The sequence below is a fragment of the Corallococcus sp. AB032C genome, from assembly GCF_003668935.1.
GTDB lineage: Bacteria > Myxococcota > Myxococcia > Myxococcales > Myxococcaceae > Corallococcus > Corallococcus exiguus.
This window is the reverse complement of record NZ_RAWP01000143.1, coordinates 1-20,760: the sequence shown is the minus strand read 5'-3', so window position 1 is coordinate 20,760 and position 20,760 is coordinate 1. Positions and strand designations below refer to the sequence as shown.

Here is a 20,760-nt window from a genome sequence, read left to right as displayed (position 1 = left end):
CCGCCCGTCCTGCCCTCATACCCAAGAGCAACTGCCGTGCCGTCGCTCAACCCAGCGTTTTCCGAGGGAAGAAACCCTGAAGCACCCCTGCCTCGCAGGGCAGGACTGACTTTCTTTCAGCCCGGCTCCAGGTAGATCCGCCCTCTTTCCTGCCCTCCGGTGCCATGCGCACCCCAGCGCGCGTCAGGCGGGGGACGGAGCTGTCCGACGCTGGGACAGCACACCGTCCACGCAGGGGTGGATGTGCGAGGACCTGGGAAGCTTCAGGGACGGTGACCCTGACGCGGGGCCGCCCGGGGAGGAGGGGGCCATCCAGGCGTCAGGGTGGGGATTCCGCGGACGGCGCCTGCCTCGAGGGCGGCGCGCATCCGTCACGACTCACACAGCTACTTCGACGGCGGCACCAGGACGAGGATGAGCTCGCCACCCACGTGCTTGCCGGCCTTCTGGTACACGGCGCCCTGGCGGCCCAGCTCCACCTCCACGGAGGACTGGTTCGGGATGATGACGCGCAGCGTGGCGCTGCCGTCCTTCATGCCCAGCAGCTGGAGCGACGCGTTCGTCCCGTTGGGGAGCTTCACTTCGGTGGGCTTCTGGGCGCCCACCTCCACGGTGTCCAGCGACATGCGCTTGAAGGAGGTGAAGCTGAAGTTCTGCTTCTGGAACGCCTCCTTCATCTTGTTGAGCTCGGGCGGATCCACCGCGGTGCCCTTGTTGGAGGCCAGCACCACCTCCACCTGCACCTTCACCTTCTGCTCCTGGGCGGAGGCGACCGCCGGCCCCATCACCAGACCCACGGCGAACAGCAGAGCCAGCACCGCCCACGTCGGCTTCGTCATAGCGCTCCTCCGGTGGGCCGGGGCGGGACGGACGGAGCCGGCGTCGGCTGTCCTCCCTGGCCATCCTGCTCCACGCTCGAATCCTGGGACTCCACCGCGCCCGGCTTCTTCTCCTTCACCGGCTCCGGGGCCTGCTCCTGCTCGTCCACCATCCAGATGATGGAGCCGCCGCCCTCCGTCTCCATCACCACCGGGGCCACGCGGGCGCCCTGGTAGGACTGGATGGACTTCACCGTCATGCGCTCGGCGGCGTAGCCCTCCGGCGCGTTGTCGCGCAGCACCAGCGGCAGGGCCACCAGCATCACCACCGCGGCGGTGGCCAGCGACGAAATCATCGCCGTGCGCTGGTAGAGGAACATCTCCGACAGGGCCAGCCGCATCCGCTCGATGAGGGGCGGCTTCTCCGGCGTCACCCGGGCCATGACCTTCTGGGCGAAGTCCTTGAAGTCGACGTCGTCCACCGCCATGTCCAGGCCGACCCGGAGCAACCCGGACTCGGCGCGCAGGTCCGCCGCGCGGCCCGTGCAATCCCGGCAGGCGGCCAGGTGCCGCTCCACGTTGACGCGCTCCCCAGGAGCGATTTCACCGTCGATGTAGGGAGACAGGAGCGGTACGAAACGCTCACACGCGGGATTTCCGGCCATACTCTTCACCCTGCGGGCTGGTGGGAATTCGTCGGTGGGACGCGACGGGCCCCACGGATATTCGAGGAGGCCTTTCTGGCATCCTCATTCGTTGCCCACTCCGCTCTTGGCTTCGTCCAGCTCCAGATAATCCCCCAGGATTTTCTGCACCTTGGCGCGCGCGTGGAAGAGCCGGCTCATCACCGTGCCCTTGGGGATGTCCAGCGTGCGGGCCAGGTCCTCGTAGGACATTCCCTCGATTTCGCGCAGCAGGAGGATGGCGCGGTGCTTCTCCGGCACCGCGGCCAGGGCCTCCTGGATCTTCTCCGCCAGCTCCTTGCGCAGGGCGCTCTTCTGGGGATTGGTCCCCAGGCGGCTGCCGAGCGCGCCGATGCGGGCTTCGGAGAGGTCCACTTCCTGCGTCTCGTCGAACTCCACGGGCTCGCCGCCGCCGCGGCGCTTGCGCAGCACGTCGATGCAGATGTTGGACGTGATGCGGTAGAGCCACGTGTAGAAGGACGCGTCGCCCTTGAAGTGGTCCAGGTACTTGTAGACCTTGACGAACGCCTCCTGGGAGACGTCCATCGCCTCCTCCTTGTCCTTCAGCATTCCGAGCGCGACGGCATACACCTTGCGCTGGTAACGCTCGACGAGGAGCTTGAAGGCGCGCTGGTCCCCGCTGCGGACGCGCTTGACGAGTGTGAGGTCGTCGGTGGCCAAGTGCGCGGCACCGTAGCACATGCCGCGCCAACCCCAAGGCTTTCGACGCGCCCCGTCGCTCCTAGAGGGAGCTGACGAGCGCGATGGCCGCCAGGGCCAGGCCCACCATGGCCAGCACCGCCCCGAAAATCATGCGGTCCCACTGGGCCTGGGTGACGGCGGAGTCCTCCGTGTCCTCCCCGGCCCGGAAGGTGTGGAGCACGTTCCAGAACATGCGGCCGCCCAGCCGGCGGTCGGTGCCCTGGCGGTCGCGGGGGTCGTCGTTCTGGAGGGGGTGCCCCTGGGCGTCCCGGCGCACGAAGGGGCCGGGCAGCGGCTGGTAGAGGCCGGGGGTGAGCGGAGCGGCCTGCTCGGAGTGGCGCACGTCGGGCGGGGGCTCCAGCCGGACGGCGTCCGCGCGCTCGCGAGCCTCCTCGGGGGTGGGCGCGTCCATCACCCACATCCCGGCCTCCACGCCGTTCTGCCCGGTGTGGGCGTCCTGGAGCCCGGCGAAGCCCTGGTCCTTGAGGGCCTGCTCGAAGGCGGCCTTGCCCTCCGCGGCGGGCGGGTGCTGCGCTGCCGCCTCCGCGTAGGCGGCGAAGAAGACCCACAGGCGGGCCACCCGGTCCGACGAGGGCAGCGACGAGGGCCGCACCTGCGCGGACAGGAGCGCCCCGTCCGACGCGAAGCGCTTGCCCACCGCGAGGTGGCTCTCCAGGTCGTTCAGGTCGGACGGGATGAGCGACTCCACGTCCAGCACCGGCCCGCGCGCCTCGCCCGCGCCCAGGTAGGGGCTGGCGGTGGTGGGCACGGAGCCGGGCGTCCGGAAGCCGTCGCCACCCTTGCGCCGGGGCGTCTGGGTGGCCGCGCCGGAGGACTCGAAGCCCGTGCCGGCGTCCGCGCGAGGGGCCCGACCCGTCCCGTCGGAGCGAGGGCCCCGGGTGGGAATGCCGACGCGGACCGAACGGGGGCCCACGTCGCCACCCTCCGGAGAGGCGCCGGCCTCCGTCCCTTCGCCGCCGGGGAGGCCGGGCTCGCCGGGCTCCGCTCCAGACTCCAACGGCGCGCCGCCGTCGGCCTCCGGTGGAAGCCCCACGGGCGGGGAGCCGATGCGGGTGCGGTCGCCGGACGAGGTGGTGGGGGTGGAGGTCTCCATCCCGTCATCGCTGAACGGAGACGCCGGCGACGGGCCCGTCGGCGCAGAGGGGCCACCGCCAGAGCGGGGACCACCAGAGCCGGGAGGACCTCCTGTGCGGGGGCCGCGGATGTCGCCGACGTTTCCCATCACGAAGGATTCTCTCACAACGAGAACCCCGAGTTGCATGGGGGGCTACTCCCCCTCGCGCTCCACCTCCACGGGGCTGGTCATTCCGTTGGCATCCAGACGGACGCGGTACACGGCGTTGAGGCCGTCGCCATCTTCGTCCACGCGGGCGAGGCAGGACACCTCGGGTTCACCCACGGGGCTCTCCTCCACCCGCACCTCGTACTGGAGGTGCACGATGGGGCCCGGGTCGAAGCCGATGCGGTGGAAGTCCTCGTGGTCCTGCGGGAAGGGCACGCCCTCCCCATGTCGAGGCACGGGCGCGGGATAGGGCGCGATGGGCACGTAGTCGCCGTGCTCGTCCCGGAAGGCCTGCACCGCGTCGCACAGGGCCAGCACCTGGACGCGGGCCTCATTGGCCACCCGCTCCGGCGACGCGCGGCTCCGGCCCGGCGCCCCCATGATGGGCAGGTAGACGATGTACAGGCCGCTCATGGCCAGGGCGAGGAACACCGTGACCGCGACGCCCAGGCGCACCGCGATGTTGCGGGGGGGCGCGGGGCCGGGCTCCCCGGGCTCCGGAGCCGAGGACATCAGGCCCACTCCCGGGGATTGCGCAGCACCTCCACCAGCCGGCCTTCGGGCGTGCCGGGCTCCGGGTGGTGGTCGTAGCGCCAGCGCACGCGCGGAGGCAGCGACATGAGGATGGACTCCGTGCGCCCCTGCGTCTCCAGGCCGAAGATGGTGCCCCGGTCGTAGACGAGGTTGAACTCCACGTAGCGGCCCCGGCGCACCTCCTGCCAGTAGCGCTGCTCCTCCGTCACCGGCGTGTCCTTGTGCTTCCGCGCGATGGGCAGGTACGCGGGGATGAAGCTGTTGCCGCACGCCTGCACGAACGCGAACTCGCGCTCCAGGTCACCGCCCATGTTCTCGAAGAAGATGCCGCCCAGGCCGCGCGCCTCGCCCCGGTGGCGCAGGTGGAAGTACGAGTCGCACGCGGCCTTGAAGCGCGGGTAGTACGTGGGGTCGTGCGCGTCGCACGCGGCCTTATGCGCGCGGTGGAAGTGCGCCGCGTCCGCTTCGTCCAGGTAGTACGGCGTCAGGTCCGCGCCGCCGCCGAACCACGCCCGTCCGCCCTGGTGGATGAAGCGGTAGTTGGCGTGCACCGTGGGCACATGCGGGCTCTTCGGGTGCAGCACCAGCGACAGGCCGCCGGCCCAGAAGGTGCGCCCCTCGCCCTGGAGCTTCCTGGCGAAGGCCTCCTCCAATTCGCCATGGACGATGGAGATGTTGACGCCCGCCTTCTCCAGGACGGCGCCATCCTCCAACACTCGGCTGCGGCCGCCACCGCCGCCGGGGCGGCTCCACGCGTCCTCGCGGAAGCGGCCCTGGCCGTCCAGTTCCTCCAGCGCTCCGCAGATGTCGTCCTGGAGCTTCTGGGTGAAGGCGGCCATGCGCCCCTTCAATCCCTCCACATCCACCGTCGCCGTCATGCCCGTTGTCTCCCTGTCGCGGGTTGAACGGGCAGACACACTACTAAGGGCCCTGGGCGGACGGGGCCTCGAAGTCCACGGGAGGCGTGGATGGCGCCAGGTTGCCCGCTGCGTCGAAGGCCTCGATGCGCGCGCGGTAGCTGCGCCCGTCCTCCAGGGAGAACGCCCCACCGCAGGCCTCATGGCCCAGATAAGCCGTAGTGCCTTGCACGGGCAGCAGGTACTGCTGGGGAGAGATGCCCAGCCGGCGCGGCGACAGCTTCACCACCAGGAAAGCGGGGCTCTCCTCGCGCAGCGCCAGGTTGAGCTTCACGAAGCGCGCGATGCCCTGGGGCGAGCGGCGCACGAAGCCTTCCGAGACAGCGGGGCGCTTCACCCACTTGGGGGCCTTGGCGTCCGGGCCCTTGCCGCTCAGCCATGACGGCTGCGCACCCACCTGGCCGTTGAGGAGGGCGATGTTGGGGAGCACCTCCTGCAGGTTCAGGAAGTAGCGCTTGTCCGGCTGCATCGGCTCCGCCAGCTTGAGGATGACGGTGGCGCGGCCCAGGGAGCTCTCCCAGCCTTTGGTGACCTTGAGCTTCACCTCGTGGTCGGTGGAGACCAGCTTCAGCGGCTTGCCCACCAGTCCCAGCACCGGCGACTTCGCGGTGCCCACGCCTTCCAGCAGGATGCGCATGTTGGTGGGGACGATGCCGCCCGGCGCGGGATACAGCTGCACTCCGTCCCCGGTGCACTGGGCGGAGGCGTTGGCGGCGGACAACAGGGCAGCGGCGAACACGAGGGCTCGGAACACGATGCCGCTCAGTGTGCGCCGGGAAAGGCCGCGAGGGAAAGTCCCGGCGGCACCTGCCCTTCAGTGCCGGGGGCCTTCGTCCTCGCCCAGGGGGATGGTGCCGAAGCGCGCCTCGTAACGCTGCACGTTTTCCTGGAGTGCCTTCAAGAGCCGCTTGGCGTGGCGCGGGCTGGTGATGATGCGCGAGCGGACGCGGGCCAGGGGCTGCTGCGGTTGGACATAGAGGAAGTCCAACACGAACTCCGAGTCCGTGTGGTTCGTCAGGACCAGGTTGCTGTACTGGCCATTGGACACCTCTTCGGTCATCTGCACCTGGAGCTGCACTTCAGGGGGCTTCGTCGGAGTGTCGGCCATGAGTCAGGCGGCATAGCGCCTGGGGCCCGTCGTGGCCAGTGTCCTCCCCGTGAGCACGCGCTGGCGGGACATCGACGGAGAGTCCACCGCGCCCTTCGCGCTGGGGCGGGGGCCGGACGCCTGCCTGCTCCTGCATGGCTTCACCGGCAGTCCCTGGGACGTGCGTCCCCTGGGCGAGGCCCTGGCGGCGCGGGGGATGCGCGTGGTGGCGCCCAGGCTTCCGGGCCACGGCACCACACCGGAGGCGATGCTGGGCGTGGACTTCCGCGACTGGCAGACCTGCGCGGACGAGGCGCTGGCGTCGCTCTCCGGACACCGACGCGTGTTCGTCGCCGGACTGTCCATGGGCGCGCTGCTGGCGCTGAGGCTGGCCGCGCATCAACCGGAAGCCGTGCACGCGCTCGCGCTGGTGGCGCCCGCGGTGCGTTTCCGGGGCGCGCGCATGGCGCTGGTGAGACAGCTGTGCCGCACTCCGCTGCTCGAGTGGACCACGCCGTGGGTGGACAAGGGCGGCACGGACATCTCCGACCCGGAGGTGCTGGCGAAGGCGCCGGTGCTGCCCGCGTTCCCGGTGGCCCGGCTGCGCGACCTGTGCACGCTGCAGGACCTGGCGCTGGCGGACGCGCCCCGGGTGCGCTGCCCGGTGCTGGTGGCCACCGCGGAGCAGGACCACGTGGTGGACCCGGAGGGCGGACGCTGGCTCGCGCGGCGGATGAAGGCGTGTCCCGAGGTGCGGCACGTGGCCTATCCGGAGGGCTTCCACATCATCCCGCGCGACGTGTGCGGTGCGCGGCTCGCGCGGGAGGTGGGGGACTTCCTCCAGCCGTGGCGCGCGGAGGAGGACTTCAGGAGCCGACCGGATTGGCCGGAGCAAGACGCGCCACCGCCGTGAGCAGCTCCACCGCGTCGAGCGGCTTGGTGACGAAGGCGCTGAAGCCCGCGCGAAGGGCGCGGTCGCGGTCCTCGCGGCGCGCGGCGGCGGTGACGGCGAGCGCGGGCACACCACCTCCGGACTCCCAGGGCAGCGCGCGCAGCCGGTACAGGAGCGAATAGCCGTCCTCGCCGGCCAGCGTCACGTCCGTCACCAGCACCGTGGGCGGAGAGCGGCGCACTTCATCCATGGCGTCAGTGACGTTGGTGGCGGTGAGCACGTGCGCGCCCACGCGGGTGAGCAGCACGGACATCCACTCGCGCGCGTCCGGCTGGCCGTCCACCACCAGCACCCGCTGGCCCTCCAGCTCCGGGAAGCGCGGCAGCGTCAGGCCCTCCACGGGACGCGGCACGCGCAAGGAGCCCGGGGCCGTGCCCACCCGCGAGTTGGGCAGCACGACGGTGAACGTGGCGCCCCTCCCCAGCCCTTCGCTGACGGCCGTCACGGTGCCGCCGTGCAGCTCCACCAGGTGCCGCACGATGGACAGGCCCAGGCCCAGGCCTCCGTGCTGGCGGCTCACGCTGGTGTCCGCCTGCTGGAAGCGCTGGAAGAGGAAGGGCAGGAAGTCAGCGGGGATGCCCTCGCCGTCGTCGCGCACCACCAACTCCGCGCCCTCGTCGCGCGTGCGCGCGGACACCGTCACGTGGCCGCCGTGCGGGGTGAACTTGATGGCGTTGGAGAGCAGGTTCCACACCACCTGCTGCAACCGGTCCGGGTCGCCGAACAGCGGCACGCCATCCTCGTCCACGGAGACCTCGAGCGTCAGCTCGCGCGCGAGCGCCGTGGGCCTGACGGCATCCAGCGCCGCCTCCACCACGTGGCCCAATTCCAGCGGCACCGGCTCCAGGCGCAGACGGCCGTTGGCGATGCGGCTGATGTCGAGCAGGTCCTCGATGAGCTGTCTTTGCGCGCGGGCGTTGCGCTCGATGGCCTCCACCGCGCGCTGTCGTTTGTCCTCACCCAGCAGGCCCTGCCGCAGCATCTGCGACCAGCCGAGGATGGACGTGAGCGGCGTGCGCAGCTCATGGGACACCGTGGCGAGGAACGCGTCCTTGGCGCGGCTGGCGGCCTCCGCGACGCTCCGGGCCGCGCGCTCCTCGTCGTACAAACGCGCGCGGTCCAACGCCTGCGCGCACAGGCGGCCCACCGTCAGCAGGAAGGCACGCTCCGGCGCGTCGAAGTCGCGCGCGTCGCCGAAGCCCAGGCCCAGCGCGCCGAACACGCGCCCACCGCTCACCAGCGGAACGGACGCCCAGGCCAACAGGGTCCGCTCACGAGACAGCTGCGCGAGCCTCGGGTAGCGAGCCATGCACTCCGTCCACGAGCCCAGCGCGCAGGGCTCGCGGGTGCGCGTCACGTCCGTGAGGGGACAGGTCGCGGAGACCTCGAAGCGCTGCCAGCCCTCCAGCTCACCGGGAGCGAAGCCATGCGCGGCGGCGCGCTCGAAGACGTCCAGGGTCGTCCCTTCTGGCACCACCACCAGGCCGGTGAGGGCCCCCATGGCGAGGGCGCCTTCGCGAGCGGCCACCTCCACCACTTGCGCGGGGGTGAGCGCTTCGGAGAGCGCGGCGGTCATCGCCTGGAGGCGTTCGGTGCGCCAGGCCGCGGTGGTCCACGCGGCGCGGCGGGTGCTCACGAGTTCCGTCACGTCCACCGCGAAGGCGAGCACGCCCTCCACCTTCCCCTGCGCGTCGCGGCGCGGCAGCAGGGACAGGTTGAAGAAGAGTTCCTCGTCCGCGGGGCACGCGCGGGCGGATGCCTCGCGCAGGTGCAGGGCTTCTCCGGTGGCGAAGACGCGATCCCAGGCCTCGTGCCAGCCGGGGCCCTCCAGTTGGGGGCAGGCCTCGCGCAGGGGGATGCCCACCTGACCTCGCGTGTCGAGCAGCGGCAGGCGCGTGGAGGTGCTGAACTCGATGTGGTGGCCGGGGCCGCGGTAGAGGCCAAAGAAGGCAGGGAGCTGCTGAAGCAGCTCATGCAGCGGCGGGGGCACACTGCCGGACGCCGCCACCCACCCGGCCTGGGCTTCATTCATGTGTGGCCCCCCCTACCCCGCGGAAGGCAAGGCTTCCGTCGAGGAGAGGTGGACATCAAACACCGGGACGTGTCGGCACGCACGAAAAGCAACCCGGACAACCTGCCGGGTGTCATGGGCTGAGCGCTCCCTGGCGCTGCTGGCGTCCAGTAGCGGGCATCCCTCCCGGTTGGGCGGGGAAACGCTCCCGGACGCCGGGCATCGGCTATGTCGGATGCCCGGCATGCCTTCTTCTCCTCCCGATTCGCGGCCCCTCGTCGAACTGCGCGGCGTCACCAAGTCCTACGCGGAAGGCGATTCCGTGCGCGAGGTGCTCTCGGGCACGTCGCTCTCCCTGCACCGGGGCGAGTTCGTGGTGCTGCTGGGCCGCAGCGGCTCCGGCAAGTCCACGCTGCTCAACCTCATCAGCGGCATCGACCAGGCGACGCACGGCGAAATCCTGGTGGAGGGCCGCGACCTGGGGCGCATGCCGGAGCGGGACCGCACGCTGCTGCGCCGCGAGCGCGTCGGCTTCATCTTCCAGGCGTTCAACCTCCTGCCCACGCTGACGGTGGAGGAGAACGTGCGGCTGCCGCTGGAGCTGCTCGGCCGCTCGAGCGCCGAGGCCAGCGCGCGGGCGCGGGAGTTGCTGGAACGGGTGGGATTGGGAACGCGCGCGAACAGCTTCCCGGACCGGCTCTCCGGCGGAGAACAGCAGCGCGTGGCGGTGGCGCGAGCCCTGGCCCACGCCCCGCCGCTGCTGCTGGCGGACGAGCCCACCGGCAACCTGGACGAGGAGACGGGCGGCCAGGTGTTGGACCTGCTGGAAGGGCTCACGCGGCAGGGCAATGCGTGCGCGCTCATCGTCACGCACGAGCCCGCGATGGCGGAGCGCGCGGACCGAGTGCTGACGATGGAGAACGGACGCCTGGTGGAGCGCCCCGGCGGTGCGCGCGGCCGGGGGACGCCATGAGAGCGCTGCTCGCACGCTCCAGCCTGCGGCACCTGGGCGGGCACCCGTGGCTCACGGCGCTGTCGCTCCTGGGCATCGCGATGGGCGTGGCGGTGGTGGTGTCCATCGACCTGGCGAGCGGCAGCGCGCTGCGAGCCTTCGAGCAATCCACCGACGTCGTCGCGGGTCGCGCCACGCATCAAATCGCAGGAGGAACCTCCGGTCTGCCGGAGGGCGTCTACACGGCGCTGAAGCTGCGGCCGGACGCACCGGACGCGGCGCCCGTGGTGCAGGGCTTCGTGCAGGTGGAGGGCGGCAACCACCGCACGCTCACGCTGCTCGGCCTGGATCCGTTCGCGGAGGCGCCGTTCCGGGACTTCTCCAGCGGAGGCGCGGTGGGAGACGTCGGCACGCTGCTCACGCGGCCCGGCACGGTGGTGATGGGCGCGAAGACGGCGCGGAGCCTGGGCGTGAAGGCCGGGGACACGCTGCCGGTGATGGTGACAGGACTTCGCCGGGAGCTGCGCGTATCGGCCCTGCTGACGCCTTCGCAGGAGACGACGGAGCGCGCGCTGGAATCACTGCTCATCGCGGACATCTCCACCGCGCAGGAGGTGCTGGGCCAGGAGGGCCGGCTGACGCGCGTGGACCTGCGCTTGAAGGGCGGAGAGGCGCAGGCCGCGGCGCTGAAGGCCACGCTGCCGCCGGGCGCGGAGCTGGTCCAGACGTCCGGGCGCGCGGGCACGGTGGAGCAGATGACGCGGGCGTTCCGCACCAACCTCACCGCGCTGTCGCTGCTGGCGCTCGTGGTGGGGATGTTCCTCATCTACAACACGATGACGTTCTCCGTGGTGCAGCGGCGCGGGATGCTGGGCCGGCTGCGCGCGGTGGGCGTGACGCGCGGTGAACTGTTCGCGGTGGTGTTGGGTGAAGCCCTGCTCCTGGGCATGGTGGGCACCGCGGCGGGGCTGCTCCTTGGCATCCTGATGGCCAGCGGACTGGTGGGCCTCATCACCCGCACCATCAACGACCTGTACTTCGTGGTGAACGTGCGACGTCTGTCGTTGGAACCGTTCACGCTCATCAAGGGCCTGAGCCTGGGCCTGGGCGCGACGGTGCTGGCGGCGCTCGTCCCCGCGTGGGAGGCGGCGCGAGCGGCACCGGTGACAGCGCTGCGGCGCTCGACGGTGGAGGACGTGTCGCGCAACCGGGCGCCCCGGCTGGCGGTGCTGGGGTTGATCATCCTGGCCCTCTCGGCGGCGGTGCTCGCGTGGCCCACGCAGGCGCTGATGCCGGCGTATGCGGGGCTCTTCGGCGTGCTGCTAGGCAGCGCGCTGCTGGTGCCTTGGGTGACGGAGAAGCTGACGGTGGCGGCGGCGCGGCCGCTGGGCGCGATGTTCGGTCCACTGGGACGCATGGCGGCCCGAGGCGTGACGGCAAGCCTGTCGCGCACGGCGGTGGCGCTGGCGGCGTTGATGGTCGCGGTGGCGACGACGGTGGGCGTGGGCCTGATGGTGTCCAGCTTCCGAGGCACGGTGGCGGCGTGGCTGGAGTCCGCGTTGCAGGCGGACGTGTTCGTGTCGCCGCCGTCACTGGTGGCGCGGCGCGGGGATTCGTCGCTGGTGCCGGGGCTCGCGGAGAAGCTTCGGTCCACGCCCGGCGTCGAGGCGAGCGGATCCATCCGCGTCATCCACGTGCGCATCAACGACGTGGACACGGACCTGCTGGCGGTGGACTTCGCGAAGGGCCACGAGCGGACGTACCGCTTCAAGGAAGGGCGCGCGGAGGACGTGTGGCGACAACTGGACGCGTCACCGGACGCGCTCATCGTGTCGGAGCCCTTCGCGTTCCACCGGGGCGTTCACGCAGGCGACACGCTGAGAGTCGCCACCGACAAGGGGCCGCACGACTTCCGAGTGGCGGGCGTGTACTTCGACTACGGCTCGGACGTGGGGACTGTGCTGATGCCGCGTGCCACGTATGAGCACTGGTACGAGGACCGGGGCGTGTCCGGCCTGTCCCTCTTCGCCGCGCCCGGACAGGACGTGGACGAACTGGTGGCCCGCGTGCGAGACCGCGCGGGCGGTGAGCAGGCCTTGAACGTGCGCGCGAACCGGGCGCTGCGGCAGGCGTCGATGGAGGTGTTCGACCGCACCTTCACCATCACGCAGGTGCTGCGCTTGCTGGCGATTGGCGTCGCGTTCGTGGGCGTGCTGAGCGCGCTGATGTCGTTGCAGTTGGAGCGGGCGCGCGAGTTCGCGGTGCTGCGCGCGACAGGGCTCACGCCGGGACAACTGTGGGGCATGGTGTCGTTGCAGACGGGCCTGCTGGGCTTGCTCGCGGGGCTGTTCTCCGTGCCGCTGGGGTTGGCATTGGCCTACGTGCTGGTGCACGTCATCAACCAGCGCTCGTTCGGGTGGACGTTGCAGCTGGTGGTGGCGCCGGGCGTGGTGGGACAAGCGCTCGTGCTGGCATTGGTGGCGGCGGCGCTCGCGGGGCTGTACCCGGCGTGGCGCATGGCGCGCGCGAACCCGGCCATGGCGCTGCGGGAGGAGTGAGGCATGGGGCGGGGACTCGTCATCGGGGTGGTGTTGGTGCTCGCCGCGCTGGGCGTGGCGGTGGGCGTGGTGCTGCGGGACACGGAGGACACCGGGCCCGCGAGCACAGGCGGAATGACGGTCGCATCCGCGATGGGCGGAGACGGCGGCACGGAGGGCTACGCGCGCGCGATGGAGCCCCGGCCCTTCCACTTCCCGGAGGACCACGGCCCCCACCCCGACTTCCGCACCGAGTGGTGGTACTGGACGGGAAACCTTGAGACGCAGGACGGGCGCGCCTTCGGATACCAGTTCACGCTGTTCCGCAGCGCGCTGTCGCCGGAGCAGACGCAGCGGGAGTCCAGCTGGGGCACGCGGCAGGTGTTCATGGGGCACTTCACGCTGACGGACGTGAGCGCCGGGAAGTTCCACGTCACCGAGCGCTTCAGCCGCGCGGCGCAGGGACTGGCGGGTGCGGACGGTGCGCCCTTCCACGTCTGGCTTCAGGACTGGGACGTGCGCAGCGAAGGCACGGGCGGCACGTGGCCCATGCACCTGCGAGCGCAGGGCGACGGGGTGACGCTGGAGCTGACGTTGGACGAGGGCAAGCCGCCGGTGCTCCAGGGGGACAAGGGTTTGAGCCAGAAGGGCGCGGAGCGGGGCAACGCGTCCTACTACTACTCGATGTCGCGCATGCCTTCGCGGGGCACGGTGTCGGTGGATGGGCAGACGGTGCAGGTGAAGGGCGAGAGTTGGATGGACCGCGAGTGGAGCACCAGCGCGCTGAGCGGCGACCAGGTGGGCTGGGACTGGTTCGCGCTCCAGCTCTCCGACGGCAGCGAGCTGATGCTCTACCAGCTGCGCAAGAAGGACGGTTCGAAGGACGCCTTCAGCGCGGGCACGTACATCCCCGCGACGGGTGAGGCCGTGCACCTGACCGCGGAGGACATGAAGCTGGAGCCGCGAGGCACCTGGAAGAGCCCGCGCGGTGGCGAGTACCCGGCGGGTTGGCGCGTCCAGGTCCCCAAGGTATCGCTGGAGCTGACGGTGACGCCGAAGTTGCCGGACCAGGAGCTGCCGGTGCTGGTGCGCTACTGGGAGGGCGCGGTGACCGTGGACGGCACGCGCGAGGGCCAGCCCGTGCAGGGACGCGGATACCTGGAGATGACGGGCTACGCGGACGTGCCCCGGAGCGATGAGACCGTGCGCAGCCGCACGCCGTGACTCAGCCCCGGGCGGCCCGATTCACCTGGATGGCGTGGGCTTCCTTCAGGTACGGGCGCAGCAGCCGGAGCGTTTCGTGGCTGGGGTTGAGCACACTCAGCCAGAACATCCGCGAATAGGCCGGGTGTGGCAGGAGTACGTCCAGATCCGTGTAGTCCACGCGCGGGTCGAGCACCGGGAACAGCTTCTGGAAGCTCTCCTTGCTCAAGCCCAGGTTCAGCCGGAACACGTCGTCGCGGTCCAGCTCCGAGTGATGGTCGAACTCGGTGTCCCGGGTGACGATGGTCGCGAAGGGGTGCTTCCGCTCGTCCCCCGCGAAGAAGAAGAGGTCCGGCGTGGACGTGTCCATGTGCACGTCCTTGAACGCGTCCTGGATGTACTCCGCCAGCGCTTCCAGGCTGATGGCTCCTGTCATGGCGCACTCCTCCGAGTCGTACCGGAGTCGCTCTACCACGCATGGAAACAGCCGGTCATGCTCCCCTCCCCACTTTCCCGGAGTGACCCGCGATGCATTTTCCAGGTCGGGATGGGTGCCACCGCGTGTGGCGGGCACGACGATGACGGCCTGCACTGCAAGGTGGGCGATCCGCAGTACCAGACGGACCTGTACTTCGGCCGGAACCGGGTGGGCAACGAGCCCGTCAGCGAGGCCGAGCTCCAGGCCTTCGTGGACACGGTCGTCACGCCCCGCTTCCAGGACGGGCTGACCGTGTACGACGCCAACGGTCAGTACCAGTTGGAAAGCGGCGAACTGGTGCACGAGCAGAGCAAGGTCATCGTGCTGCTGCACGACGGCAGCGCGGCGCGGACGCGTCGCTCAACGACGTGGCGAAGCGGGCGGAGGTCGGCATCGGCACGCTCTACCGTCACTTCGAGTCGCGGGAGGCGCTGCTCGCCGCGGCGTGCGACGAGCGGCTCCTGCTGCTCGCGAAGGAGAGCCGCGAGCGCGCGGAGTCACTGCCCGCGCTCGAAGCGCTGCGCGTCTTCCTGGAGGAGCTCGTGCACCTGGCGGGCATGTACAAGGGGCTCGCGGTGTCCCTGGGCATCGTCCTCAAGAACCACACCGAGGGCTGCCACGCGACGACGGCCGAGGGCGAACGCCTGCTGAAGGCCGCCCAGCACGCGGGCGAGGTGCGAAGCGACATCCTCCTGGATGACGTGGTGTGCATGGCGATGGCCATCTCCCTCGCCGCCGCGGAGGACGCCTCGGGCCCCAAGCGCGTCCACCGCCTCACCGGGATGTTCTTCGATGGGCTGCGCTCCCGCCCCGAGCCCCGCGGCGCACGGCACCGCTGACGCGAGCAGCTCTCACGGCCGCGAGTTCCAGGCTCCAGGATGCACGGAAGCCCGGCCACCCGTTCGGGCATGAACTTCTCTGCCTGAATGAGAGGGAGAGACCCCAGTGAGTCGCCCCGGCAGCGACGCACCGCCCAAACCTGTCCGACTGTCCGACAAGTCGGGACCACCGCAGCAAGGGGGTCGCTCCAGCCAGGCCGCAGGGAAACCTGTCCGACAGGTTGGAGCCACTGCGCTCGGGAGCGGCCGCTCCGGCCGGGCCGCCGCGAAACCTGTCCGACTGACCGACAGGTTTTGGAGGACCGCGGCCGGGGAGCGGCCACCCCATTCGAGCCGCGGGGACCTGTTCGACAGGCTGAGCGGTTGGAGCCGTGTCGGACCGACGGTGTACAGCTTGGAGGCCAGGAGGCTTAGATTGCCGGCCCCATGAACGTCCTCGTCACCGGGGCCACCGGCCTCATCGGCAACGCCATCGCCCATCGGCTCGTGAAGCAGGGCGCCTCCGTCCGCGCGCTCGTGCGGGACCTGGCCCGCGCCGCGAAGCTGCTCCCCGCTTCCGTGCAGCTCGTCCCGGGTGACGTCACGTCGCCGGGCACCCTGCCCGCCGCGTTGCATGACGTGGAGCTCGTCTTCCACGCAGCGGGCATGCCGGAGCAGTGGCATCGGGACGACTCCATCTTCGACCGCGTGAACCGTCAGGGCAGCGTGAACGTCCTGTCCGCCGCTCATGCCGCGAAGGTGCGCCGCGTGGTCTACACGTCCACCATGGACGTCTTCGCCGCGCCCCGGGGCGGCGAGCTGACCGAAGCCCACATCGACCCGCACCCCAAGCCCACCGTCTACGAGCGCTCCAAGCAGGACGCCGAGCGCGCCGTGGAGGCCATCCGCCAGCAGGGGCTGGACGTCGTCTTCGTCAACCCGGCCGCCGTCTACGGTCCCAGCCCGGTGCACGTGGGCCTCAACTCCTTCTTCATCCAGTTGCTCAACAAGAAGGCTCCGCTGCTCCCGCCGGGCGGCATGTCCGTGGTCCACGTGGACGGCTGCACCGACGTGCACCTCGCCGCCGCCGAGCGCGGCGTCAACGGCGAGCGCTACCTCGTCTCCGACCAGTACGCGAGCAACGCGGACCTCGCGCTCGCCATCCACCAGGCCGCCGGGGCCGGCAAGCCGCCCGCCGTCGCGCCCGTCTTCCTGATGGAGGCTCTGGCCCGCGTGTCCGCGCCGCTCGCGCGCGTGTTTCCCTTCACGCCGCTCGTCGCTCCCGGACAGCTGTCCTTCATGCGCTGGGAGGCCCGTGTGAACGCGGCCAAGGCACAGCGGGAGCTGGCCTTCCGCCCCACCCCGCTCGCGGATGGCGTGGCCCGCACCGTGACCTTCCTGCGCGACCAGGGACTCATCCCTCGCGCCTGAAAGAACATGGGGGTCCGTCCCACAGGGATGACGGACCCCCACGCGTGTTGGTTCCTGCCTACCGCCGGACTACTCCTTCGCCGGCACCGACATCCCGACGGTCTTCTTCAGTCCGAGCATCTCGTGTGTCCTGCGCATCCAGCGCGTTGACTGTGATTGAGGCCGGGGCGCCGGAGGTGCGCCCCCTTGGACCGCAATCTGGAGACGCCCCCCCAGGGCAGGGAACCGGGTGGGCCACGCCTCACCCGGCCGAGGCTTCCGTTCGTGGACCAGGCAGGCAGTGCCCCCTTCGTCCAATGACATGCATCCGGATCCGCCGCGCTCCCGTACCCGCCACGGCTGTCCCCCAACCCGCCCGCCTGCCCTCCGGCCCGGGACACGGGCCTTCACGGACCCCGTTCGACACGGGGTGTCGTCACACGGCGTGAGACCCACCTTTCAACGCACACGCGTCCTTCACGGGTCCGACCCCCGTCGAGGCCGCTCGGGCCCCGTATCCCTCACCACGGAGTGACACCATGGCATTGCTATCCAAGCTGCTGGGCGCGCTGGGCGCGTCACAACGGAGCGTCTTCAGGGGCAGTGGCTGGAACCGCGGACGCAGCGCCTATGGTCGCCGTCCCATCGGCTATGGATACCGGGGACGCAGGTCCTCCGGCGCGGGCGGCTCGCTGGGTCGGATGATTCTCGCGGGCCTGGGCGCCTACGGCCTGCGCCGCTACTTCAACAACCGCTCGAGGGCCACGGGTTACTGAAAGCGGGCCGCCGTGCACGGCAGCGCCGGGAAGTACCGTGGACTTCCCCCGGCAAGGCGCGCCGCCATGGCCCCCCACGCAGGCACGGGAGCGTTCCGCGGACATCTCCCGGTGCCTGACACCTCGCACGCTCCGTCGGTGCGGCGCCTTCTCTTGGAGTAGGGTCCCCTTCCGTGTCCGGCCACTGGCCGACGAAAGAGGCTCCGCACGCATGGCGAAGGCGAAATACGTCCTGGCGCTGGACCAGGGCACCACGGGGACCCACGTCTCCATCCTCGATACCCGGTTGCAGGTGGTGGGCCGCTCCTACAAGGAGCTGCCCCAGCACTTCCCCAAGCCGTCGTGGGTGGAGCACGACCTGATCGACATCTGGAACACCAGCGAGTGGTGCATCGCCCGCGCGCTCAAGGACGCCGGCCTCACCGGCCGCGACATCGCCGTGGTGGGCATCACCAACCAGCGGGAGACCACGGGCCTGTGGGACCGCGAGACCTCCGAGCCCCTGGCCCGCGCCATCGTCTGGCAGGACCGCCGCACCGCGGACATCTGTCAGAAGCTCAAGGCCCAGGGTGTCGAGCCCCGCGTGCGGGAAGTCACCGGACTGGTGCTGGACCCCTACTTCTCCGGCACCAAGCTCACCTGGCTCTTCCAGCACCTCAAGGGCGCCAAGAAGCGCGCCGAGCGCGGCGACGTGTGCTTCGGCACCATCGACTCGTGGCTCGTGCACAAGCTCACCGGCGGCGTCGCGCACGTCACGGACGTGTCCAACGCCAGCCGCACGCTGCTCATGGACCTGCGCACGCTCAACTGGGATGACGAGCTGTGCTCGCTCCTGGGCGTGCCGCGCGCGTGCCTGCCGGAGATCCGAGGCAACGCGGAGGTGTACGGCACCACGCGCGGCATGCGCAGCCTGCCGGACGGCATCCTCGTCGCGGGCATGGCGGGAGACCAGCAGGCGGCCCTCTTCGGGCAGGCGTGCTTCGAGCCCGGCGAATCCAAGTGCACCTACGGCACCGGCGCCTTCCTGCTCATGAACACCGGCACCCAGCCGGTGCGCTCCACCGCGGGGCTGCTCACCACCGTGGCGTGGCAGCTGGGCAACACCACGCACTACGCGCTGGAGGGCAGCTCCTTCATCGCGGGCGCCGCCGTGCAGTGGCTGCGCGACGGCCTCAAGGTCATCAAGAAGGCCCCGGACGTGGAGGCGCTGGCCGCCAGCGTGAAGGACTCCGGCGACGTCGTCTTCGTCCCGGCGCTCGCGGGCCTGGGCGCGCCGCACTGGCGTCCGGAGGCGCGCGGCCTGTTCGCCGGCATCGACCGCTCCACCACCGTGGCGCACCTGGCGCGCGCGACGCTGGAGGGCGTGGCCCTTCAAATCCACGACCTGGCGGAGGCCATGCGCCGCGACAGCGGGCGGGACATCCCCGTCTTCAAGGCGGACGGCGGCGCCGCGGCCAACAACCTGCTCATGCAGTACCAGGCGGACCTCTTGGGCGTGCCGGTGGTCCGCCCGCGAAATCTCGAGACCACGGCCCTGGGCGCGGCCTTCCTGGGCGGCCTGGGCGCGGGCGTGTGGACCAGCCCGGACGCCATCCGCCGCGCGTGGAAGGCGGACCGGACCTTCAAGCCGAAGATGAAGCCGGAGGTGCGCGCGCGCCACCTGGAAAAGTGGAAGCAGGCGGTTTCGCGCGCGTGAAATGAGACAAAGGAGCCCGGCGCATTGAACGCGCCGGGGCTTCCATCGGGCAAGGGAGCGGGTAGAACGGCCGCCATGGCCTACGACCGCACGTTGCTCACCCCGGATGCGCTCCAGACCTTCCTCGCCCAGCACCCCGCCTGGAAGCACGAGGGCGGGATGATCCGCCGCACCTACGAAGCGCCCTCGTTCCTGGAGGGCATCGCCTTCGTGGAGCGCGTGGCGAAGGCCGCGGAGGCCGCGGACCACCACCCGGACATCGACATCCGGTGGTGCAAGGTGACGCTGGCGCTGGTGACGCACGACGCGGGCGGCCTCACGTCCCGCGACTCCGCCCTGGCGGCGGAGGCGGACCGCCTCTTCAGCGAAGGGGCCGCTGTCCGGTGATTCACGGCGTGCGTAGCACCCTGGCGGCCCTGGCGTGCGCGGTGTCACTCGCCGCGCTCCCGGCCCTGGCCCAGGACGACGCTCCCACGGAGCCCCGTCCGGAACGTCTGTACTTCAACTCCGGCGCGCTGCTGGGGTCGGCGCGCGTGGTGGGCCTGGGCGGCGCCTACGTGGGCATCGCCGAGGGCGCCGCGGGCGTGTCCAGCAACCTGGCCGCCCTGGCCCAGCGCAGCGCGTCGCTGGAGCGCGACTGGGACCTGGGCGTCACCCTGTCCTGGCTGGACCTGCCCTTCACCGGCACCAAGCGCCGGGACGTGGACAACGACGGTCTGGCCGACGAAACCGTGGACAGCCGTCAGCTGCTGGGCGCGCTGATGTTGCAATACAAGCGCTTCGGCATCGGCTTCCTGTGGCGCAACAGCCGCACGGGCTACTGCCTCACCCTGGGCTGCCGGGGCGAGGGCGAGAAGCTGCGCGTCTCCCTCACCCAGTCCACGCTAGCGGGCTCCATCGCCTTTGGCCAGGACGACTTCATCCTGTCCCTGGGCATCTTCTCCGCGCAGGCCAGCTTCAGCGAGATGGGCGACCAGTCCTGGCGCTACGGCGACACCGGCGTGGCGGTGGACATGCTCTTCCGTCCGCACGGGCGCTCCTACCGCATTGGCGTGGCGGTGCGTCCGGAGGTGGTGGCGGGCTGGCGCCGCGACGACGGCCAGAGTCCCTTCATCGCGGGCCGCCAGGTCTACGCGGCGGTGGTGTCACCCGCGGTGCTGTCCCTGGGCGCCAGCTGGCGGCTGGGCGAGGGCGCGCACCGCTACAACCGGCTGTCCCCCGCTGCCCGCCGGCAGCTCCAGGTGGACGGGGACGCGCTGCCGGTGCCGGAGGAGGAGCCTCGCGACGCGCTGGCCGGCCGGTGGCTCATCACCGCGCAGGTGGACCTCATCTCCAGCGTGAGCAACGCGGTGGCGTCGCGCTCGCTCGCCATCACCACGGAGCCACAGCCCGTGGGCGAAACCCCGACCTTCCAGCCGCGCCTGGGCGCTGAATGGGACACCTTCCCGGGCCTGTTGCGCCTGCGCGCGGGCACGTGGCTGGAGCCGTCCCCCTTCCGGGACCGGAACCCCCGGCCGCACCTCACCGGTGGCTTCGAGCTGTTCGTGCTGCGCTACTGGGAGGACTGGTCCATCACCGCGTCGTTCGACCTGGCGAGCCGCTACTCCAACTGGGGCGTCTCCATCGGCTTCTGGCGGTAGTGTCTGGCCTTGCGCCTGCGTGGGTAACGCGAGGACCTTCGTGGGTGCTCGCGTCGCCCATCCACGGCGTCGTGAACCCCACCCACGCGATACATGCGCCGTCCGGCAGCGGGCGGCCGAGCAACCTTCCGTGCCGTATTTGCCGGTGTGGGATGGCATGCGAACCCTGCCGTACACGGAGGGGATTCCATGTATCTGGGGCGGGGGTGGCGCCGGACTGTCGTTGGAGCGACGGTGCTGGGT

General features: G+C 70.9%; 20 protein-coding genes and 1 pseudogene. 11 read left to right on the top strand and 10 right to left on the bottom strand.

Annotation, left to right across the window (positions count from 1 at the left end):
* Positions 1–386 precede the first annotated feature (386 nt).
* From D7X99_RS37635 to D7X99_RS37600, 8 genes are all read right to left on the bottom strand, one after another.
* Positions 387–839, bottom strand: a complete 453-nt coding sequence (locus D7X99_RS37635; protein WP_121781960.1) for a hypothetical protein — start codon at positions 837–839, stop codon at positions 387–389.
* A complete protein-coding gene (locus D7X99_RS37630) occupies positions 836–1,483 on the bottom strand; it encodes an anti-sigma factor (protein ID WP_120598200.1) in 648 nt (215 codons plus the stop codon). Before D7X99_RS37630 ends, D7X99_RS37635 begins: the two co-directional genes overlap by 4 nt.
* An 84-nt stretch (positions 1,484–1,567) precedes the next feature.
* Complete coding sequence (locus D7X99_RS37625) at positions 1,568–2,182, bottom strand: RNA polymerase sigma factor (protein WP_169831804.1); 615 nt, start codon at positions 2,180–2,182, stop codon at positions 1,568–1,570.
* 61 nt (positions 2,183–2,243) lie between these two features.
* Complete coding sequence (locus tag D7X99_RS37620) at positions 2,244–3,317, bottom strand: Immediate early protein ICP0 (RefSeq protein WP_121781958.1); 1,074 nt, start codon at positions 3,315–3,317, stop codon at positions 2,244–2,246.
* A 174-nt stretch (positions 3,318–3,491) separates the two neighbouring features.
* On the bottom strand, positions 3,492–4,019 hold the full coding sequence (locus D7X99_RS37615; protein WP_121781963.1) for a hypothetical protein: 528 nt from the start codon (positions 4,017–4,019) through the stop codon (positions 3,492–3,494).
* Positions 4,019–4,918 (bottom strand): oxygen-dependent coproporphyrinogen oxidase, encoded by a 900-nt coding sequence (gene hemF, locus D7X99_RS37610; RefSeq protein WP_121781957.1) that lies wholly within the window; start codon positions 4,916–4,918, stop codon positions 4,019–4,021. Before hemF ends, D7X99_RS37615 begins: the two co-directional genes overlap by 1 nt.
* 43 nt (positions 4,919–4,961) lie before the next feature.
* Positions 4,962–5,711 (bottom strand): hypothetical protein, encoded by a 750-nt coding sequence (locus D7X99_RS37605; RefSeq protein ID WP_233614014.1) that lies wholly within the window; start codon positions 5,709–5,711, stop codon positions 4,962–4,964.
* A 60-nt stretch (positions 5,712–5,771) separates the two neighbouring features.
* The gene (locus D7X99_RS37600; protein WP_121781956.1) at positions 5,772–6,065 is read right to left on the bottom strand and encodes a DUF3467 domain-containing protein; all 294 of its coding nucleotides are present in this window, start codon (positions 6,063–6,065) and stop codon (positions 5,772–5,774) included.
* A gap of 70 nt (positions 6,066–6,135) precedes the next feature.
* Here D7X99_RS37600 and D7X99_RS37595 point away from each other — a divergent pair, with 70 nt between their 5' ends.
* Positions 6,136–6,957, top strand: coding sequence for a carboxylesterase (locus D7X99_RS37595; RefSeq protein ID WP_121781961.1), 822 nt, complete (start codon positions 6,136–6,138; stop codon positions 6,955–6,957).
* Here the strand turns inward: D7X99_RS37595 and D7X99_RS37590 are convergent.
* Positions 6,911–9,028 (bottom strand): ATP-binding protein, encoded by a 2,118-nt coding sequence (locus tag D7X99_RS37590; protein ID WP_121781955.1) that lies wholly within the window; start codon positions 9,026–9,028, stop codon positions 6,911–6,913. The genes D7X99_RS37595 and D7X99_RS37590 overlap by 47 nt on opposite strands.
* Before the next feature lie 223 nt (positions 9,029–9,251).
* Between D7X99_RS37590 and D7X99_RS37585 the strand changes: the two genes are divergently transcribed.
* The 3 genes from D7X99_RS37585 to D7X99_RS37575 are packed head-to-tail and all read left to right on the top strand — an operon-like array spanning position 9,252 to position 13,720.
* Complete coding sequence (locus tag D7X99_RS37585) at positions 9,252–9,980, top strand: ABC transporter ATP-binding protein (RefSeq protein ID WP_120598205.1); 729 nt, start codon at positions 9,252–9,254, stop codon at positions 9,978–9,980.
* Entirely contained in the window at positions 9,977–12,517 is a 2,541-nt protein-coding gene (locus D7X99_RS37580; RefSeq protein ID WP_121781954.1) for an FtsX-like permease family protein, read from the top strand. Before D7X99_RS37585 ends, D7X99_RS37580 begins: the two co-directional genes overlap by 4 nt.
* A 3-nt stretch (positions 12,518–12,520) precedes the next feature.
* Positions 12,521–13,720, top strand: coding sequence for a lipocalin-like domain-containing protein (locus tag D7X99_RS37575; protein WP_121781953.1), 1,200 nt, complete (start codon positions 12,521–12,523; stop codon positions 13,718–13,720).
* 1 nt (position 13,721) lies between these two features.
* Here D7X99_RS37575 and D7X99_RS37570 read toward each other — a convergent pair whose 3' ends face one another.
* On the bottom strand, positions 13,722–14,135 hold the full coding sequence (locus D7X99_RS37570; RefSeq protein ID WP_121762223.1) for a DUF6194 family protein: 414 nt from the start codon (positions 14,133–14,135) through the stop codon (positions 13,722–13,724).
* Between the two features lie 57 nt (positions 14,136–14,192).
* Between D7X99_RS37570 and D7X99_RS37565 the strand changes: the two are divergent.
* The 7 genes and pseudogenes from D7X99_RS37565 to D7X99_RS37535 form a co-directional block, all read left to right on the top strand.
* Positions 14,193–14,477: pseudogene (locus tag D7X99_RS37565) on the top strand (DUF3574 domain-containing protein); the annotation flags it as partial.
* 68 nt (positions 14,478–14,545) lie between these two features.
* Complete coding sequence (locus D7X99_RS37560) at positions 14,546–15,016, top strand: TetR/AcrR family transcriptional regulator (protein ID WP_121781952.1); 471 nt, start codon at positions 14,546–14,548, stop codon at positions 15,014–15,016.
* A 426-nt stretch (positions 15,017–15,442) separates the two neighbouring features.
* Positions 15,443–16,426, top strand: a complete 984-nt coding sequence (locus D7X99_RS37555) for an SDR family NAD(P)-dependent oxidoreductase (RefSeq protein ID WP_121781951.1) — start codon at positions 15,443–15,445, stop codon at positions 16,424–16,426.
* A 518-nt stretch (positions 16,427–16,944) separates the two neighbouring features.
* Positions 16,945–17,181: a hypothetical protein gene (locus tag D7X99_RS37550; RefSeq protein ID WP_120575634.1), complete on the top strand. Its 237-nt coding sequence runs from the start codon at positions 16,945–16,947 to the stop codon at positions 17,179–17,181.
* A gap of 211 nt (positions 17,182–17,392) precedes the next feature.
* Complete coding sequence (glpK, locus tag D7X99_RS37545) at positions 17,393–18,877, top strand: glycerol kinase GlpK (protein ID WP_121781950.1); 1,485 nt, start codon at positions 17,393–17,395, stop codon at positions 18,875–18,877.
* A gap of 75 nt (positions 18,878–18,952) precedes the next feature.
* Positions 18,953–19,264, top strand: a complete 312-nt coding sequence (locus tag D7X99_RS37540) for a 4a-hydroxytetrahydrobiopterin dehydratase (protein WP_120575636.1) — start codon at positions 18,953–18,955, stop codon at positions 19,262–19,264.
* A gap of 8 nt (positions 19,265–19,272) precedes the next feature.
* A complete protein-coding gene (locus tag D7X99_RS37535) occupies positions 19,273–20,517 on the top strand; it encodes a hypothetical protein (RefSeq protein WP_233614012.1) in 1,245 nt (414 codons plus the stop codon).
* The last annotated feature ends 243 nt before the right edge of the window (positions 20,518–20,760 follow it).

Bases quoted from the DNA above. Each gene is read 5' to 3' on its own strand.
- D7X99_RS37620 (WP_121781958.1), bottom strand. From the start codon at position 3,317: ATGGAGACCTCCACCCCCACCACCTCGTCCGGCGACCGCACCCGCATC.
- D7X99_RS37630 (WP_120598200.1), bottom strand. From the start codon at position 1,483: ATGGCCGGAAATCCCGCGTGTGAGCGTTTCGTACCGCTCCTGTCTCCC.
- D7X99_RS37635 (WP_121781960.1), bottom strand. From the start codon at position 839: ATGACGAAGCCGACGTGGGCGGTGCTGGCTCTGCTGTTCGCCGTGGGT.
- D7X99_RS37590 (WP_121781955.1), bottom strand. From the start codon at position 9,028: ATGAATGAAGCCCAGGCCGGGTGGGTGGCGGCGTCCGGCAGTGTGCCC.
- D7X99_RS37550 (WP_120575634.1), top strand. From the start codon at position 16,945: ATGGCATTGCTATCCAAGCTGCTGGGCGCGCTGGGCGCGTCACAACGG.
- D7X99_RS37615 (WP_121781963.1), bottom strand. From the start codon at position 4,019: ATGTCCTCGGCTCCGGAGCCCGGGGAGCCCGGCCCCGCGCCCCCCCGC.
- D7X99_RS37570 (WP_121762223.1), bottom strand. From the start codon at position 14,135: ATGACAGGAGCCATCAGCCTGGAAGCGCTGGCGGAGTACATCCAGGAC.
- D7X99_RS37585 (WP_120598205.1), top strand. From the start codon at position 9,252: ATGCCTTCTTCTCCTCCCGATTCGCGGCCCCTCGTCGAACTGCGCGGC.
- D7X99_RS37600 (WP_121781956.1), bottom strand. From the start codon at position 6,065: ATGGCCGACACTCCGACGAAGCCCCCTGAAGTGCAGCTCCAGGTGCAG.
- D7X99_RS37575 (WP_121781953.1), top strand. From the start codon at position 12,521: ATGGGGCGGGGACTCGTCATCGGGGTGGTGTTGGTGCTCGCCGCGCTG.
- D7X99_RS37580 (WP_121781954.1), top strand. From the start codon at position 9,977: ATGAGAGCGCTGCTCGCACGCTCCAGCCTGCGGCACCTGGGCGGGCAC.
- glpK (WP_121781950.1), top strand. From the start codon at position 17,393: ATGGCGAAGGCGAAATACGTCCTGGCGCTGGACCAGGGCACCACGGGG.
- hemF (WP_121781957.1), bottom strand. From the start codon at position 4,918: ATGACGGCGACGGTGGATGTGGAGGGATTGAAGGGGCGCATGGCCGCC.
- D7X99_RS37540 (WP_120575636.1), top strand. From the start codon at position 18,953: ATGGCCTACGACCGCACGTTGCTCACCCCGGATGCGCTCCAGACCTTC.
- D7X99_RS37555 (WP_121781951.1), top strand. From the start codon at position 15,443: ATGAACGTCCTCGTCACCGGGGCCACCGGCCTCATCGGCAACGCCATC.